The sequence below is a fragment of the Streptococcus oralis genome (assembly GCF_001983955.1).
In the GTDB taxonomy this organism is placed as follows: Bacteria; Bacillota; Bacilli; order Lactobacillales; family Streptococcaceae; genus Streptococcus; species Streptococcus jiangnanensis.
Genome location: NZ_CP019562.1, coordinates 93,211 through 111,329, shown reverse-complemented (window position 1 = coordinate 111,329; position 18,119 = coordinate 93,211). Strand labels below are relative to the sequence as shown.

13 protein-coding genes are annotated in these 18,119 nt (G+C 43.8%); 1 reads left to right on the top strand and 12 read right to left on the bottom strand.

Annotated elements, in window-relative coordinates; translation table 11 throughout:
* Window positions 1-43: 43 nt before the first annotated feature.
* From BWR56_RS00530 to BWR56_RS00475, 11 genes are all read right to left on the bottom strand, one after another.
* Complete coding sequence (locus BWR56_RS00530; protein ID WP_076984244.1) at window positions 44-904, bottom strand: DUF4299 family protein; 861 nt, start codon at window positions 902-904, stop codon at window positions 44-46.
* A gap of 120 nt (window positions 905-1,024) precedes the next feature.
* Complete coding sequence (trhO, locus tag BWR56_RS00525) at window positions 1,025-2,011, bottom strand: oxygen-dependent tRNA uridine(34) hydroxylase TrhO (RefSeq protein ID WP_001030012.1); 987 nt, start codon at window positions 2,009-2,011, stop codon at window positions 1,025-1,027.
* A 131-nt stretch (window positions 2,012-2,142) separates the two neighbouring features.
* Window positions 2,143-2,439, bottom strand: coding sequence for a bacteriocin immunity protein (locus BWR56_RS00520; protein ID WP_196769364.1), 297 nt, complete (start codon window positions 2,437-2,439; stop codon window positions 2,143-2,145).
* A 59-nt stretch (window positions 2,440-2,498) separates the two neighbouring features.
* The gene (locus BWR56_RS00515; protein ID WP_076984242.1) at window positions 2,499-3,188 is read right to left on the bottom strand and encodes a CPBP family intramembrane glutamic endopeptidase; all 690 of its coding nucleotides are present in this window, start codon (window positions 3,186-3,188) and stop codon (window positions 2,499-2,501) included.
* A gap of 160 nt (window positions 3,189-3,348) precedes the next feature.
* The gene (locus tag BWR56_RS00510) at window positions 3,349-4,833 is read right to left on the bottom strand and encodes an ABC transporter substrate-binding protein (RefSeq protein WP_044021556.1); all 1,485 of its coding nucleotides are present in this window, start codon (window positions 4,831-4,833) and stop codon (window positions 3,349-3,351) included.
* A gap of 108 nt (window positions 4,834-4,941) precedes the next feature.
* The gene (locus tag BWR56_RS00505) at window positions 4,942-5,865 is read right to left on the bottom strand and encodes a carbohydrate ABC transporter permease (RefSeq protein ID WP_000818344.1); all 924 of its coding nucleotides are present in this window, start codon (window positions 5,863-5,865) and stop codon (window positions 4,942-4,944) included.
* A gap of 13 nt (window positions 5,866-5,878) precedes the next feature.
* Window positions 5,879-6,808 (bottom strand): ABC transporter permease, encoded by a 930-nt coding sequence (locus tag BWR56_RS00500; RefSeq protein WP_000714584.1) that lies wholly within the window; start codon window positions 6,806-6,808, stop codon window positions 5,879-5,881.
* Between the two features lie 198 nt (window positions 6,809-7,006).
* Window positions 7,007-8,887, bottom strand: coding sequence for a beta-N-acetylhexosaminidase (locus BWR56_RS00495; protein ID WP_076984241.1), 1,881 nt, complete (start codon window positions 8,885-8,887; stop codon window positions 7,007-7,009).
* A complete protein-coding gene (locus BWR56_RS00490) occupies window positions 8,881-9,750 on the bottom strand; it encodes an ROK family protein (protein WP_076984883.1) in 870 nt (289 codons plus the stop codon). Before BWR56_RS00490 ends, BWR56_RS00495 begins: the two co-directional genes overlap by 7 nt.
* A gap of 96 nt (window positions 9,751-9,846) precedes the next feature.
* A complete protein-coding gene (locus BWR56_RS00485) occupies window positions 9,847-12,492 on the bottom strand; it encodes an alpha-mannosidase (RefSeq protein WP_076984240.1) in 2,646 nt (881 codons plus the stop codon).
* Window positions 12,493-12,733: 241 nt separating this feature from the next.
* A complete protein-coding gene (locus BWR56_RS00475; protein ID WP_076984239.1) occupies window positions 12,734-14,014 on the bottom strand; it encodes a glycoside hydrolase family 125 protein in 1,281 nt (426 codons plus the stop codon).
* A gap of 172 nt (window positions 14,015-14,186) precedes the next feature.
* On the opposite strand from BWR56_RS00475, the gene BWR56_RS00470 reads away from it, so the two are divergent.
* The gene (locus tag BWR56_RS00470) at window positions 14,187-16,274 is read left to right on the top strand and encodes a GH92 family glycosyl hydrolase (RefSeq protein WP_076984238.1); all 2,088 of its coding nucleotides are present in this window, start codon (window positions 14,187-14,189) and stop codon (window positions 16,272-16,274) included.
* 36 nt (window positions 16,275-16,310) lie between these two features.
* Here the strand turns inward: BWR56_RS00470 and BWR56_RS00465 are convergent, their stop codons facing one another.
* Window positions 16,311-17,990 (bottom strand): alpha-L-fucosidase, encoded by a 1,680-nt coding sequence (locus BWR56_RS00465; RefSeq protein ID WP_049504680.1) that lies wholly within the window; start codon window positions 17,988-17,990, stop codon window positions 16,311-16,313.
* Window positions 17,991-18,119 lie beyond the last annotated feature (129 nt).

The following is an 18,119-nucleotide window of genomic DNA, read 5'->3' as shown; positions in this document are numbered from 1 at the left end:
TTAATGACAGGGATTTTTATGCTTACTCTTTTTTGAACAATGTCTACTCGATACTTGCCAATCCTTCAAAATCTTGTCCTAGGATGGCTTGTACTTCTAATTGATTAGCATCTAGTTGGTGGTAAAATGCTTTTGGTAATGACTCTAGGAATCTTGCATAATCCAAGCGAGCGATGGCTTCATAGTCTTCTGCTTTTGAGCCATCACCAGAAATCGTCACTAGGTCAATCTCCCAAATAAGCTCCTTGCCTGCCAGCTGCTCGGTATAAGGAGCTGGTACAAAGGGTTCCTTTGGTAAAATCGTTTTGACTCCCTGGGCTAGGTGATAGATACCGTGCACCTTGCCTTGGGCGTCTAGGTAAAATCTCACACTGGCAAGGTAGGCATCAGATCCTTGAACCTTCTTGACTAGATCTTCAAAACGTGCCAATCCATCCTCAGCCAAAAAGCTCTCGAGGTATTCCTTGTTGAGATAGATAGGGGACAAGAGTCCTTGGCAGTATACCAGACGAGCCGCCCTATCCGCTAGATAATTCTTGACTGTTTGTCGGAAATAAGCTTCAAAGTCAAATCCTTCTAGCCCTTCTACTGCCTCACCCAACTTGCTTGATAGGGCTTGGAGGAGAGCTTCTACAATCTCCCAGTCCGCTCTGGTAAGGAAGTCTGGAATCACCACTTGATAGCCTTTTCGGCTATCCGCATAGTTCACCTTGAAGAGAAATTGCGACTGACCTACAATCCCACACTCGATATACTCGAGACGATTGAGTGGCTGACGGAGATAGACTGCATCATAACTATGCGACTCCAAGCCCTCCACCAAGGCCAAGATGGACTTGGCAGTCAAGACCTCCTGTTGTCCTAGAATGCTTTCTTTATTTGGGATAAAAAATGTTTTCGCCATAACCGGCCTCCTTTGAAATCGTTTACACATAGTATACCCTATTTTCCTGAAAGATACAGAAACAAACTTTAGATTTTTAGATAAAAAGCATAGAAAAACAGCCCCTGAAGGCTGTTTACTTTATACTGTAGCAACTTGATCCAAGCTTTCACCGATAGCAGCTAGGCGCTCGATTACTTCTGCTTGTGTCAATTCATTTTCTGAAACATAGCGGTTGCGAGGGTGAACACGGCACTCGTGTGAGCATCCACGGAGGTACTTGTCTTCATTTTCTTCTGATGTTAGGATACGACGGTTACAGAAGGGGTTGCCACAGTTGACATAGCGTTCACATGGTGTTCCATCAAACCAGTCTTTCCCCACGATGGTTGGGTTAACATGGTTAACATCAACGGCGATACGCTCGTCAAAGACGTACATTTTCCCATCCCAAAGCTCACCTTGGACTTCTGGGTCTTTACCGTAAGTTGCGATTCCTCCGTGCAATTGACCAACATCTTTGTAGCCTTCACGCACCATCCAGCCTGAGAATTTCTCACAGCGAACGCCGCCTGTACAGTAAACCACGACACGCTTGTCCATGAATTTTTCCTTGTTGTCACGGACCCATTGTGGCAACTCACGGAAGTTGCGGATGTCTGGGCGGATAGCCCCACGGAAGTGTCCTAGGTCGTACTCATAATCGTTACGTGTGTCAAGGACCACTGTATCTTCGTCAAGAAGAGCCTCTTTGAACTCTTTTGGAGACAAGTAAGCACCTGTTGTTTCAAGTGGGTTGATGTCGTTGTCAAAGTCGTTGTCTTCCAAACCAAGGTGGACAATCTCTTTCTTGTAGCGAACAAACATCTTCTTGAAGGCTTGTTCATTTTCTTCGTCAATCTTGAACCAGAGGTCTTCCATGCCTGGTAGGCTGTGAACGTAGTCCATGTATTTTTGAGTTGTTTCGTAGTCACCTGAAACTGTTCCGTTGATTCCCTCATCAGCGACCAGGATACGGCCTTTGAGACCGATTGATTTACAGAAAGCCAAGTGATCTGCCGCAAATTGCTCTGCGTTTTCAATTGGAGTATAAAGGTAGTAAAGTAAGACACGAATATCTTTTGCCATAAGATTTGTTCTCTTTTCTATTCTTAAATTTTCAGAATTTTTCATTCAACTATACTAGTATACCCACTTGAGAAAACGAATGCAATTTATTTGACCGGAAATTGTAGAAAGAGTCCTACCCCTGCACTTTATCAGTAACCATAGCGAATCGCAGATAATTCTCTCAATTTTTTGATTTGCTTAGCTTGACTTTCTGACAAACACAACTTGTTGTCAATTAATACACGTGAGATGGCGACGTTCATTTGGCTCAGAATAAATGGAGTAGAGGTTCCATCATCCTCTAATCGTTTTTGATAAATCACTAACTGATTTTTCAAGGGAGTAAGTTGAGGCGCAGCCTTTATATCTTCCAATAGATAATCTATGATGGTCATGGCTTCACTACGTCTTTCGCTTCCTCCAGCAAACCATTTTAATGGTGTCATACTCATTTTCCTCCTAAAATATTTGAAAAGCTATCATTCCTAGCTCTCATGCTAATATTTTATCCAAATACCCTATGTAAAAAAGTCAGCAAAAATGGTAATGTTGCGAAAATATTATTGATCACATGCACCGCATAGGAAGGATAAATGCTCTTGGTATAGCGGGTCAAACTAGCAAAAATGATTCCAGATGTTGCAAAGACGAAGATATCTAACAGACTAGGCAGGCTTGAAAAATGAGGGAGAGCAAATAAAATAGAAGGAAGAAGCAAATCAAGAGCAAATCTCGAATCTTTAAAAAAGGCATGTTGCAGTAATCCTCTATAGATTAACTCTTCCATCAGTGGAACCAGAAAGAACAGGGCTATATAAATACCTAGCTCTGCAAAGTTAGTCCCACTATAACCAATCAATACAGCCCAACCTTCAGCAGTTGACTGAACATGTTTAGCTGTCTGAACGTTAAAAGAGATCTGGAGCACTACCACTAATACTGTCAAAATCGAATACCAAAGCCATTTTTTTCTTGGAATACGAAAGAGATAACCGTGCCCTGTCTTAACCAGAATCCAAATCATGACTCCACTAAATAGCAAACTCAGGATATTTTGAATCCAGAAGAAATTGCCTATCTGGGAAGAAAATTGCCAATAGTTTTGGACAATAAGCGTCAGCTGGGAAAGGCCAAATACGAAAAATAGGTAAGAGAAGACAGCACTCATTTTGAAAAGAAGGCGATATTTTTTCATAATAAATCCTCTATAGATGTATGTGTATCACACCGCATAAACCCTCAGAACCACTCTTTTCATGTTTACATCCTAAAAATCACTACCTCCCCTAGAGAACTAAGGAAGGCAGTGATCACATTTTTAGGAATTAGGAATGAATACACGAAATCAATCGTTCTTATGATTTTTTGTTTTTCAAGAATTCGTCGTATTGTTTTTGCATTTCGTTCAATACTTTTTCGTAGGCACCTTCAGATTTCAATTTTTCCATCAATTCTGGAATAGCTTTATCTGGGTCTACAGTACCAGTGTTGATAGCTGTATCGAATTGTTGCATTGTGTTAGAAATTGCTGAGATTTCAGATTTCACATTGTCAGTGTTAAAGATGAATCCAAGTGCTGGAGATTCTTTAGCTTCTGCCAATTGTTTCTTAGAATCTTCGATTTGTTGGTCTGTAACGTTTTCGTTGATGTAAAGAATCCAGTTGTTACCAGTGTTCCATCCACCCATGTGAGTATTTCCTTTGTAGCCATCAAGGACGCGTACACGGTTTTCTTTACCTTCAATTTTTTCCCAGTTCTTGCCTTCTGGACCGTAAACAAGACCGTTCAAGAGTTCTGGGTTCGTGTTCAAGAGGTTCAACACTTCCATTGATTTTTCTTTGTTCTTAGAGTTGTTTGAGATAACAAAGTTGGCAACTTGTGTTGTTTGGTTTTTCTTAATAAAGTTAGTGATTGGTTTGATTTGGATATCTTTGTTCGCAACACGTGAAAGCAAGCTGTTACCGTAGTCAGCTGGTCCTACTGTTTCTTCACGAACGAACCAAGTATCTTGTTGAAGGTCAAATGAAGTGTCGCTTGTTGCTACGTCTTTTGGAATGTATCCTTCTTCATAGAATTTGTGAAGAGTCTTCAAGTGTTCTTTGAAACGAGGTACTTCGTAACGGTTTACGATCTTAGTAGTGTCTCCTTCAAGGTCAATAACAAATGGAAGTCCATTTGGTACTGGGTAGTCAAAGTTATCAGATGGGATAAAGTTCTTCGTAACCGCAAATGGTACTACATCTGGAGCTTTTTCTTTGATTTGTTTCAAGACTGGCTCAAGTGTTTCGTATGAAGTTACACCTGAAATATCGATACCGTATTTAGCAAGAAGTGTTCCGTTGAAGGCAAAGTTTTGAGATGATGCAACGTTAGCTGCAACTGGTACTGCATAGATCTTACCGTTTACAGTGTTCCCTTTGATGTAAGCTGGGTCAAGTGCTTTGTAAAGCTCTGCTCCTTCTTTTTTATACAATTCTGTTAAGTCAGCATAGGCACCTTTTTGAGCATTTACGACATAGTTAGATGCAAATGCGATATCATAGTTTTCACCAGATGATGTGATAACAGACATTTTCTTATCATAGTCACCCCATCCGAGGTATTGGATATCCAATTTGGCACCAACTTTTTCACCGATGATTTTGTTAGCATTTTCTAGCAATTCATCCAAGTTATCTGGTTTGTCACCAATTTGGTACATTTTGATAACAGTTTTTTCACCTGAAGCTGAGTCCGCAGCTTTTTTGTTATTACCTGTAAGGTTTCCACAAGCAGCGAGACCAGCAGCCAAAGCGACTACGCTAGCAGATGCAAAAGCATATTTTTTCCAGTTTTTCATGATAAAAACTCCTTTTTTTATTTTTAAACTTATAAACGATTTAATAATTTTTAACTTCAATCGCTATGATGAAGTTGAGAAGGGAGAAACGGTGTTTCTCAGTAAGTGCTATTCTTTCACACCACCGATTGTCAAACCTTTAACAAAGTAGCGTTGGAAGAATGGATACAGAATCGCGATTGGAAGGGTTGCAACTACAACCATGGCCATACGACCTGTTTCTTTTGGAAGAGCGACTCCCAGTTGGCCAGATAGGCCGACTGCTTTTGCAATGTAGTCCATATTTTGCTGGATTTGCATAAGCAAATATTGCAATGGATACAAGTTATCACTCTTGATGTAAAGAAGGGCGTTGAACCAGTCGTTCCAGAAACCAAGAGCTGTCAAAAGCGTAATGGTTGCGATACCTGGAAGTGACAATGGCAAACAAATCTGGAAGAAGATCCGAGCTTCACTGGCACCATCGATACGAGCAGATTCGAGAATGGCTTCTGGAATGGTCTTCTTGAAGAAGGAACGCATCAAGATGATGTTGAATGGTGAGAGAAGCATTGGAACAATCAAGGCCCAAACGGTATCACCAAGTTGCAGCAGGCGAGTGACCACGATATAGCCTGGTACCAAACCAGCATTGAACAACATACTGAGAAGAGCGAAAATCGTGAAGAATCTGCGGTACTTAAAGGTTGTACGTGAGATGGCGTAGGCATAAGTGGTTGTAATGAAGACGTTGGTCACTGTTCCGACTACGGTTACAAAAACTGAGATAAAGAGCGCTTGGAGGATCTTATCTTTAAACTGAGCTAGGAACTGGAATCCATCTACACCAAATTTCGAAGGGAAAAAGCTATATCCATACTGGAGGATGCTCTTTTCATCTGTCACCGAAATGATGATAACGAAGATAAAGGGCAAGATACAAGAAAGAGCGATCAAACCAGAGATGATACTAAAGAAGATATCTGCTTTCTTACTGAAGGAGTGAATGCCGACATTATCGATTTTTTCTTTTTTAATTTTCTTTTCTGCCATATTCTCCTCCTTTCTAGAACAAAGCTGAGTTTGGATCGACTCGTCTTGCAAGCAAGTTTGATAGGATAACCAGAATCAAACCGACAACGGATTGGTAAAGACCGGCTGCTGAAGCCATACCGATATCTGCTGTCTGAGTCAAACCATTAAAGACATATACGTCCAAAACGTTGGTTACATTGTAAAGCTGACCAGCATTGTGTGGGATTTGATAGAAGAGACCAAAGTCTGCACGGAAGATATTTCCGACTGCAAGGATAGTCAAAACTGTCACAAGTGGAGTCAACTGAGGAATGGTTACGTTGCGAATACGTTGCCACTTGCTCGCCCCGTCCACTGTTGCTGCTTCGTAGTAGGTTGGGTCAATTCCCATGATCGTCGCATAGTACATGACACTGCTATATCCAAAGCCTTTCCAAATACCTAGGAAAAGGAGAAGGTATGGCCAAATGCCTAAGTCAGCGTAGAAGTTGACTTCCTTCATGCCAATGGATGTTAGGAAATGGTTGAAGACCCCTTTGTCAATGTTTAGGAAGGCATCTGTAAAGAAACTGATAATAACCCATGACAGGAAGTAAGGGAACAACATAGACGTTTGGAAAATCTTAACCATTCTCTTAGAGCGAAGCTCGCTGAGGATGATGGCAATCCCTACTGATACAATCAAACCGATAAAGATAAAGCCGAGATTGTAGAGAACGGTATTACGAGTGATGATAAAGGCATCTTTTGAACTGAACAAGAATCTGAAATTATCTAACCCGACCCATTTACTATTCACGATACTATCTATGAAACCATTACTGGTCATATGGTAGTCTTTAAAGGCGACCACATTCCCAAATACTGGAATGTAAAAGAATAGAATCAACCAGAGTGCCCCTGGTAAAACCATCAAGAGAAAGATCCAGTTATCTCTCAAGGTCTTTGAAAACTTTTTCATAATTTCCTCCCTTTTTATTCCTAAAAACTGATTTCATCGAATTTTTAGGTTTGATAACGATTACATTATTAGTATACTCCTATTTGAAGGCTAGGTTAAACTACTAATTATAGAAAAAACTCCACAAATTATTTTTTGTGGAGAAGTTTTTTATAAGAAATAGGTTTCACGAGAAACACTCTGACTCGGAAAAAATGCCTAAGTCGTATAAATCGTCGAAGCTGTCGCAATAGTATGCCAATGGTTGGCCGTAGTTGCTGCGAAATCCTTGTCTGCGTAGAAATCAGTAAATGGTAGGATTTCAACTTCTAGCTCGTCGATGCGGTCAATCTGATCAGACAGATAGGCTTCGATACGGCTTTCTGCTCGCTTGATGCGTTGCAAGAGTCCGCCCATACGGATATCAACCGTATCCAAACCAAAGACCTTGTTTTCTTTCAACCATTGGTGGCTAAAGAGGGCATGGAAGTTTTCAATCTCGCTTCTAAGTTTTGGTAATTCTTGTCTTGCGATTTCTCTCAGACTTTCTTTATCGTTTACTTGGTAGGCCTGACGAATGCGTCGTCCCACATCCACTTTACTGCTTAAAATCTGGTTCAACTGGGCCTGAGTTTCAAAGAGATAAGCATAGTTCCCAGCTTTTTCTTTAATGTCAGAGAGAATCTCAGCTGCCTGAGCGAAGTGTGGTTTGTCCTGTTCAGGTGTCATGTGTCTGTCAAGAATCGGACAGAGAACATCCTGATAAAAGACATAGCGGTTGGGATTGATACCACTGAGATTATCTGGCAGGTCTGGCAAGAGGTTGGCTAGGTCGATCTGCATGAATTCCTCAACTGATAGACCTGTATTGGTCTTGAAGTGAGCAGACAAACGGTCTAGGTCATTGCGGTAGCTGAGTTCTGCCCAGATTTGCAGACTTGGTAGAATAGAGAGCTGAGCAGTTTCTCCACCATTGTCCCCCCAACCCGTCACAATCACTTCTTTGATATCATTGGCGCGGCAGGCTTTGTTGGCTTCTACAGCGATGAGACGGCTGAAATGGTTGTTGGGCGTAAAACCGATCCACTTCCAAGCACCACCTGCAAAGGCAATATCTTGGCTAATCTTGTGGTGATTGCGGAAATTGCGGTTGTATTTTTCCTCGCTGTCCTGATAATAATCCCAGTAAACCAAGGTTACGCGGTCTTTGAGACGATCTAGGTAGACACGAGTTTCTTCTGGAATCTCCACGTCACGATCGTACTGGCCATCTGCTGACATGAGTTTGAAGAACATGTCACTCCACATTTGGCAGTGGAAACCATACTTATCGGCAATATCCAGCACGCGCTCCAAGTGTTGACACATGAGGAGACTACGGTCTACAACACCGTTCAAGATGAGGTAGCGCCCCAAGCCAACCAAGTGAGCTTCGTCCATCCCAATATTGACCTTGCGTGTCTGCAGTTTAGACAGAGTGGCAAACATCCCGTCAATCAAATCATAAACTTTTTCTTCACCGATAAGGAGAATGTCCTCCACATCACGGAGTTCTTGCACTTCCTTAACACCCCATTTGACAAAGGCTGACAAGTGGGCCAAGGTCTGGATGCAAGGCACAAAGGTCATGTCAAACTGCTGAGCGTAGGCTTCGATTTCCTGTAACTCTTCAGCTGAATAGGCGCCACGGAAATAGCCAAAATAAGGTTGCCCCTCAATCTGGTAGGTATCTTCCATGTAGAGCTCGAAGGTTGAGTAACCCATGAGAGCCAAGACTTCAATCATCTGTTTGGCAGAAGCCACATTCAAAACTGCATTGCGAGAACAGTCTGCCATGTAGGCTAAATCTTCATAAGCCGCCTGCTCCTCAATCGCTACCTTATCACCTTCTACGAGAGCTGTTGCTAGCACTGACAAGGCGCGGTAGAGTTGGTGAGGTTTGCGATAGGTTAGTTGATAGTGTCCACCTTGACCTATAATCGAGATAGACGTTTGGTCAGACTGAGCGACTGCAACTTCCACATCTGGTAAAGAGATATGTTTTGTCAGCAAGTCGATTGCCTGAGTTTGTTTGAGACTAAGTCCTGTAAATGTTACCACTGATTTTCCTCCTGTAGCCAGTTGACAAGGGCACCATAGAGATTGGCATCTGCATGATAGGTGCAAGCTTGGATAACTGGTGCGACCGTGTATTCTTCGTAGGTTTCGACAAAGTTATCGACAGCCTTCTTGACACCTTGGATGAAGTCTGGATTTTGGCTGATAGACCCACCCAGGCTAATGACATCCGTGTCGATGAGATACTGAATATTGAGCAAACCTTGAGCCAGATTACGATTCATGCGCTCAATCGCTTCTTGACAAAGAGCATTTCCTGCTGCAGCTTCTTGGTAAATCTTGCGACCATCCCAGTCAGTCTGACCAGATTTTTCAATTACGTAGCGAACCATGTTTCCTGTGGATGCTAGTAGCGACCAGTTGTTGAGTTTTTCAGCTGGTTCAATGGTTGTCATATAGCCAAACTCACCACCTAAGCCGTGGCGACCACGGTGAAGTTTGCCATTGATAATCATAGCTCCGCCAATTCCTGTCCCAATCACGACACAGGCTGCATTTTCAATCTCTGGGTGAGCCAACAGTTCACTAAGTCCAACACAGTTGGCATCATTTTCTAGATGGACAGATAGCTTGTGATGAGCAAGAGCTTCATACCAAGAAAAACCGTGAATATAAGGCACGGCACTGATTCCCTCAATCACACCTGTTTCTTGTTTGACCGCGCCTGGAACGCTCATGGCGATCCCACTATAATCTTGTTCTGCCAAGCGTTGGTCTAGCCATGCCAGTAAATCTTCTAGGGTTTCTGGCGTCGGAGTACTTGTCTTATCTAGTATTTTTCCATCAGGAGTTAGACTGGCAAACTTAATCCCAGTTCCTCCAATATCAATGGTTGCAATGATCATATTTTCACCAAAAAAGGGGCGAATCAGCAATTAATCCTTACTCTTTCGCCCCTCCTTTCTATCTCATAGTATTAGTTATCAAACACTTCAAAACTGTTAAATGTCTTCTTTTTTGATCAATTCTGTGCGAATTTCTTGTGGCGCTAATAGTCCTGAATGAACTGGATATGGTCGCTCAAGTAAGTCCAAAATGGTTTGTTGGTGTTCTGATATGCGAACATTTTCTTGACTCATATTGTAGTAACGGAGGACATATCCTTCTTCATTTTCCGCCACTTTAAAGGCTGTTGGGCAAACTTGTGGTAAGCTGAGTGCCGCATGACTCAAGAGGCTACCAGTCGCTGCCACACTTCCTTCTTGTTTAGCAACTTGAAGACTAGTGAATGGTGTTTGGAAGGCTTTGGCACGACGGAAAGCGGAGAAGCGTTCCCCTGCTTGGTGGCATTCAAGAGCAAACTCGACTTCAAACTCACGCAAGCACTGAGCCTCTGGTGTCGGAAAGTAACCCCAGTCACCTAGCTCACCTGAGGCACGAAGGATGGTCACTGCAATGGTATCGTCGCCAAGGATTTCATACTCGTGCAGTCCTTTATTGGCCACCGTCACTCCTTTTTCATCATCATAAAGGCTGACAAAGGCTTGTTGGTGTTGTGGATTTTCAGGATTTTCCCAAGAAGCAGCTGGTTTGTTTGGTCGTGTCACCACCTCATAGATGCTTTCAGAGTCATTGCTTGGACGTGTGTTATGAGTCTTAACCAAGAGACGGATACGGTGGTCCTTGGCTGTGTTAGTAAAGCGAGTCTTGAAACGAATTTGTGGATTATCAACAAAGACGGTCATCTCTGTTTCAAGAGGAAGAATTGTCAATTCTTCTGAGCGACCAGCTTCGCGCGTCATAAACTCGATGATTCCTCTTTGTTCCGCATCCAGTTTTTCGTCTGCACTTACTGGAATTGTCAATTCATGCTTGAGCAAGATCTTGGCAAAACGAGCTGTATTTTCCAAGACTTCACAGCCTTTGAGTTCTGCGTAGATAGGCTCTGTTCCTTTTGGTTGGAAATAGATGTACTCATTTCCGATGTCACCACGGTCTTCAAAACGAAGAACATCCTCATAAGCTTCATGAGTTGTCTTGTCGTAGACTGTGATATTTTCATCCACACTGACCGTTACAAATGGCGTATCAATCACTCCATTTTGGTAAATACCGTCACGGTGTTCTTGTTCTCCTTCGAGCAATTGGAAGGTTGTCCAGGAAAGTGGTGCTAGATGAACAGGCACTGTCACGCGCACTTGACGAGCGATACGAGCCTGGCGGAACTTGTCTTTTGGTAAATCATACTCAAAATTAGCTCCCAGATCTTCGATTTTCGCTTCTACAGCATGCCCTTCCAAGTCTTCGACACGGTAGCTTGGCAAGGTCAAGGCTGCCATCTTCTTATAGCCTTCTGTTGGGTGCAATTCTTTGAAATCACAAGTCGCTACATCAATCACGGTGCTGACTGTATCAACCTTGTCATGCAAGCCTGTGTTAATGACGGTAAAGAGATAGTCGCTTTGGGCTTCATGAGTTGCGATTTTGCCCTTCCACTCGTTGAGAAGATTGGTCTTAACGAAGTTTCCAACTTGGTTAACCTTAGCAAAACGTGTTTCCATCTCACGATGAACCTCGTCCACACTACAGCCACAGATACTGTCATGTGGCGCATTTTGTAGAAGGACTTTCCAAGCATAGGTCAACTGGTCCTTATGGTTGTGGCCACCAGTGATGACAGTCAATGGCTCCACTACTTGTTCTAGGAGGTTGCTATTTTCTTGGAAGGCTTGTTTAAGGTAAATGCGTGATGAAGAAGTGTTGGCAAGTGTGTACCAACCATCTGTTTCCTGACTTGTCAACTCACCTGTAACCGTTGATAACTGCTCTGGTAGAGCACTTTCTACTGCGTGGACATAGTCATCAAAGGAACTATGAACAAAAGTCACATCTGGGAAGAGTTCATTTGCCACACGAATGGCTTCACTCAGATTTCGCTGTACAGGCTGGTGGTCACAGCCGTTCATCATCAACCATTGATTGGTCGAAGCATAGTCACGCACGTCTGACAATTTTTGTTTCCAGAAGGCCAGGGCCTCATCCTTATCAACTGGGATTTCATTCCCATTACTATACCAGTTGGCAAAGAGGATACCGAGAACACGACTTCCGTCCGCGCCCTGCCAGTACATTTCTGAAAACTGGGATGTAAACTGCTCATCTTCGAGGACTTGGTTGTCAAATCCAATCGGCTTGACACCACGACCAAAGGCTGCCACGTGAATGCCTGATTTTTGAAGGATTTGAGGCGCTTGTCCCATATTTCCAAAGGTATCTGGGAAGTAACCAATCTGGGTTGATTTGCCCCATTTTGCACATTCTGCTTGACCAATCAAGGTGTTGCGGACATTGGCTTCGCTAGAAATCAAGTAATCATCCTGCAAGATGTAAAAGGGACCAATTTTGAGTTTGCCTTGGTCGATGTAACCTTGGACTTTGTCGCGATTTTCAGGGCGAATTTCCAAGTAGTCATCTAGGACAATGGTTTGTCCATCCAAGTGGAAGCTCTTGAACTCAGGGTCATTTTCAAAAAGATCAAAAAGATTGTCAAATAATTCCACCAACTGCATACGGTGGCTTTCAAAAGGTAAGTACCACTCACGGTCCCAGTGACTGTGTGAGATAATATGTACAACAACATTTTCCATGAGTAAAACCTCATTCTAAATTTAAATTTTAACGTTTTAAATGTAAAGGTGTGATTCTGACACGAATCGGTGAAACTAAAGCGCGCTCCTTATACTCAATGAAAATCAAAGAGCAAACTAGGAAGCTAGCCGCAGTCTGCTCAAAGCACTGCTTTGAGGTTGTGGATAGAACTGATGAAGTCAGTAACCATACCTACGGCAAGGCGAAGCTGACGTGGTTTGAAGAGATTTTCGAAGAGTATTAGCGAATATCCAGGTAATCCAAGACCAATTCACAGAACATCATGTTGGCCCAAGAGAACCATTCACGAGAGTAAAGCGTTGGGTCGTCCACGTGGAAGCTTTCGTGCATAACACCTGTACCACCATCGCAAGCAACCAGCTGATCGAGCAAGAATTTTTTCTCTGCCTTATCTCTTGTTGTCAAGCCTTGGATAGAAAGGGCAATGGGCCAGATATAGCGATAGAAGGTATGAGAACTTCCGAGACCGCTAGCGTATTTCCCTTGGTAGAAATATGGATTTTCAGGGCTCAGAATAGTGCGGCGTGTAGCTTGATACACTTCGTCTTCAATGTCGCAATAGCCCAGATAAGGCGCAGCCAGCAAACTTGGTACATTTGGATCGTCCATGATGCTGGCATTTCCTAAACCATCCACTTCAAAGGCGTAAATCTTTTCACCCTTGCTGTTGGTGGTGTAAGCGTAGTTTTCGATTCCTTCTTGGATTTCAGACTGGAGACGCTTAGCATCTGCAATGACACTCTCGCTATCAGCTAGGTCTAGTTCTGCAAAGATTTCTTGGACATAACCCAAGACTACTACTACAAACATATTGGACGGAATCAAGTAGCTATACTGGCAGCAGTCATCACTCGGGCGAAAGGCTGACCAGGTCATACCAGTCACTGCAAAATCAGGTCCAAAGCCATCATTTACCAGAGTATCTTCCTTGCGGTCTGTATCTCGAACAAAACGATAAGGAGAGTTCTTGTGGTCTTGTTCCACCGTCCACAGATGAAGAATTTCCTTGGTCGCTGCGACAAAAGTCTCATCAAACTGACTAGTCTCACCAGTCTCTTTCCAGAGGAGATAAGCCAACTGCAAAGGATAGCAAAGAGAGTCCACCTCATACTTGCGTTCCCAAATCCAACCATTCAGGTCTGTGTGATCGGTCTCGTGGTGTCCCTTCCAGTTTTCCTCAATGTTAAAAGAGTTGGCATAAGGATCCTTGAGCACCAAGGTCATCTGACGCTTGACCAAACCAGCAATGGTCTGACGCAGGAGGGCATCTCTTTTAGCCACATGAAGATAGGGTCTGAGTTGGGCTGTCGAATCCCGAAGCCACATCGCAGGAATATCCCCTGTCAATACAAAAGTTGAGCCATCTTCTAGGATTTCAACCGTATTGTCCAAGGTGTCTGTGTAGCAACGCTCGAAAACATCTACCCACTCTGGATGGTCCTTAGCCCGCTCTGCTACTTCATCCAGCCATTCTCTAACAATTTCTTTCGAATAAACCATAAACTATTTTGCCTCTTTCAAACAGATTTTCATTTTCAGTATATAGTTTTTGAGACAGAAAATACATACACAAATGATAGTCATTTTTCTACAAAATTGCTTACTTTCGAACGCCATATCTAAAGGCACTCTTTTTCTGATATAATGTAGGAAAACAGCTAAAGGAAAGACTATGAAACCACTACTTGAAACCATTGATACCCGCTTTGGGACTGCTAGCAAGCATGCCTTTTCTCGGGGGAATACCCTGCCTTACACGGGCGTGCCTTTTGGGATGAATTATTTTGTGCCCCAGACCAGTGACCAGGAGGGAGCTTGGTTTTTCGAACCACATCTGCCCATCTTTCAAGGGATTCGATTGACCCACCAGCCCAGTCCTTGGATTGGCGACTATTCTTGGCTGCTTCTGACACCTGTCACCGGTCAACTGGGCGGAGATAGTCTCTTTCACCGCCAGTCTTCTTATGATATAGATAAAGCTTGCTTCCAGCCTCACTATTTGAAACTCTTTTCTCTGCGCTATCAGATTGAAAGCCAGCTTACTCCGACTTGCTACGGTGCTTCTATTCGTTTGGAGCAAAAGCAAGGTAAAGCCCTCTCCCTCTACCTTCACGCAGCAGATGAACTGAATGTAGAGCAAGTAGATAATCGAACTCTTGCCCTGCGACAAGAAGGTAAAACTGAGACCAACAAAAATCCACTGATACTGTTCACAGTCCTGCAAATAAATACGGATATTCTTGCTGTCAGCCAAGAAGGTGAAGACTGGCGAATTGACTTAGCAAGCAGTCAAGCAGAGATTCAACTAGCAACTTCTTTCATATCGCCTTCTCAAGCTCTGCTTAATCTATCTCAAAAGGACTTTGACAGCTGTAAAGTAAATGCGAAAGCGGACTGGGAAAATCTCCTCCATCGTTTTGATGTGCTAGAAACAGGAGAAGCTGACCGAACCTTCTTTGACCACTGCCTCTACAGAATCTTCCTCTTCCCGCAGACTTTTTATGAAGTGAACGAGTCAGGGCAAGCCATCCACATGGATCTGGCTACTGGTACTGTCAAGCCCGGCGTCCTCTTTAGCAACAATGGCTTCTGGGATACCTTCCGCACCACCTTCCCCCTCTTTGCGCTTGTCATACCGGAACACTATCACCGCTTTCTAGAAGGTTTCCTCAATAGCTACCGCGATACTGGTTTCCTGCCAAAATGGCTGGCCCCAGATGAACGTGGCATGATGCCTGGTACCCTGCTAGATGGCATTATCGCAGATAGCGCCTGCAAGGACATGGCCCCCGACCTAGAAGAAGAACTCCTCCAGGCTATGCTTGAAACAGCCAGCAAGTCCGACCCTCTCGGCATCAATGGCCGCCACGGACTAGCCCAATACCAAGAACTGGGCTACCTCTCTACCGACCACCACGAAAGTGTCAGTCACACCCTTGACTACGCCTATAGCGATTTTTGTATCGCCAGCTGTGCCGAAAAACTTGATCAGAATGACATCGCCCAGACTTATAAGGCTTCGTCACAAAATTACAAGCATCTATTTGACGCTGAGACAGGTTACATGCGTGCGCGAGACAGCCAAGGCAACTTCCGTCCTGACTTCTCCCCTTATAGTTGGGGACGCGACTACGCCGAATGCTCTGCCATTCAAGCGACTTTAGGCGTCCTCCACGACATCCCAGGCTTAATCCAGCTTATGGGTGGAAAAGAAGCCTTCAGCAATTATCTATTGAAAGCCTGTCAGGACGCTCCTCTCTTTGAAACCACCGGCTATGGTTACGAGATTCACGAGATGAGCGAGATGGCTACCGCTCCTTTTGGGCAAATCGCCATTTCCAACCAACCGAGCTTCCACATCCCTTATCTCTTTCGCTACAGCGACTACCCTGACTACACTGCTCTACTCATCAAAACCTTGCGTCAGAAAGCCTTTCACCCAAGCTGGGAAGCCTATCCTGGCGATGAGGACAATGGCAGTCTCTCTGCTTGGTATATCTGGTCAGCTCTTGGATTCTACCCGACCTGTCCAGGCAAACCAAGTTACGATCTCGGAATTCCTCTCTTTGACCATCTCCGTATCTACCTAGCTAAGAAAAATAAATGGCTGGATATCCATGCCGAGCAAAACCACAGCCATTTCAACTTTGTCAAAGAATGCCGATTGGACAAGACCATAGTATCTAGCATTCAACACCAAGACCTCTTGAAAGCTGAGCAACTAACCTTTACACTTAGCTGGTTGCCAAATCACTCATAACCAAAAGAACCTTTGCATCGCGCAAAGGTTCTTCTTTTATGAAACTTGGACCTGAAGCTGGTCAACCAGCTGACCATCTACTGTCAAATTCAGATAAAAATCTAAGCTTTTATCTCCTGCAAAATACAAGGTTGGTAGCGTTAGCCTTTTTTCAGTCTCACCAGCTTGAAACGTAAGGACTTGAATCTCGTCCCGATAGGCGACACCATGCACACCTGTCCCTGGTTGAATCGAAATCTTAGCTTCTAAAGGACTGCTAAATTCTATGCGCTTCACTGTAAAGTGGACATTTTCTCCCTTGGTCACAGCCAGACTTTTTTCTGAAAACTCTAGTTGCTGAACAGCTTCTTTTTTCGACAAGGTAGGTGTTTTATAGAGTGAAATCTTGGTTAACAAAGGCAAAGCCTGTGCCTCTGTAATGGTCACACGTATCTTCTGCGCCTCAACGACTGATCCTCGTAAGAGACGTTTGTAGCCAACAGTATAACCAGAACCAAACTCCTGCCAGACACCATCCAACTCTACCTGAACATGAAAAGCAGCGATGCGTTGCCCCAACTTCAAATCTTCTCTTAACTCAATCACATCAAAAGTTTTAAGTGCCCCTAAATCGAGCTCTAATTGGATTGGCAACTCTGCATCACTTGCCCAAGAACTAGCCTCCAGCCCATCTGTCAGATGATGACAGGCATAGTCTGGTGATAGAGCAGGACCAGATACCTTGGCTCCCAAAGCCAAATCCTCTTTATAGAGCTCGTCACGGTAGGCAGCAAATTCATAGAGACGCTGGATATCCTTTTCGTCAAAGAGTCCATCTTGGTTTGGCGGAATATTGAGTAAGAGAGGTGTACCCCGACCCACCGAGTGAAAGTAGATTTCGACCAATTCCTCGAGAGACTTGGGGTCCTGATCCTCATGGTAAAACCAGCCCGGCCGAAGAGAAACATCTGCCTCACCGATTGAAAATAGCGTCCCAAAGGGGTCTCCGTGCTGTAGATAATCTAATTCCGCCTCTGTCCCCAACTGGTCTGGCTTGACCTTTTGCCACAAGGGATTCCCTGCATAGCCTCGTTCATTCCCAATCCAGCGAATACTAGTTCCTTCAGTTGAGAAAATCAAACAATCGCCCTGCAAGTCACGAATGGTTTCAAACCAATTCTCAAACTCATAGTTGACCTGCTGGGCCCCTTCCCCTCGAGCACCATCCATCCAAACCTCAGCGAACTTACCAGCATTCCCATAGTCAGGATTTGATAAGATTTCCTTCAACTGAGCCAGATAATAGGCATTGTAGTCTGCTTCTCGGTCCACATGATAGAAGGGACTATGGACATCCCAAGGAGATAAATAAACCCCCATATCCATGTCAAACTCAGTTGCAGCCTGGGAAACTTCAAGGAGCAAGTCCCCCTTTCCATCCCTCCAAGGGCTAGCCTTGACCGAATAATCTGTATGTGCTGTCGGATAGAGCACAAAACCATCGTGGTGCTTAACTACCAAAATCAGCTTTTTAAAACCCGTTTCTTTAAGCACTCGAACCCATTCACGCGCATCCAACTTGGTCGGGTTAAAACGCTTGGGATCCTCTTGCCCACTTCCCCATTCTTGGTCATAAAAGGTATTGGGACCAAAATGGATAAAGGCAGCTAGTTTATCCTCTAAATAAACTAGCTGGGCCTGACTTGGTAATGCTCCATGTGGTTTTATGTTCGTCATCATCTCGTATCTCTTTCTCTTGTTCACAAAGTTATCCACAACTTGTGGATAAGAAAACATACCTAAAAACTAGTTTTTTCAGTCTCTAGCTCACCTGTCACCCTAAACAGCCCTTTGTCAAATAGCTCT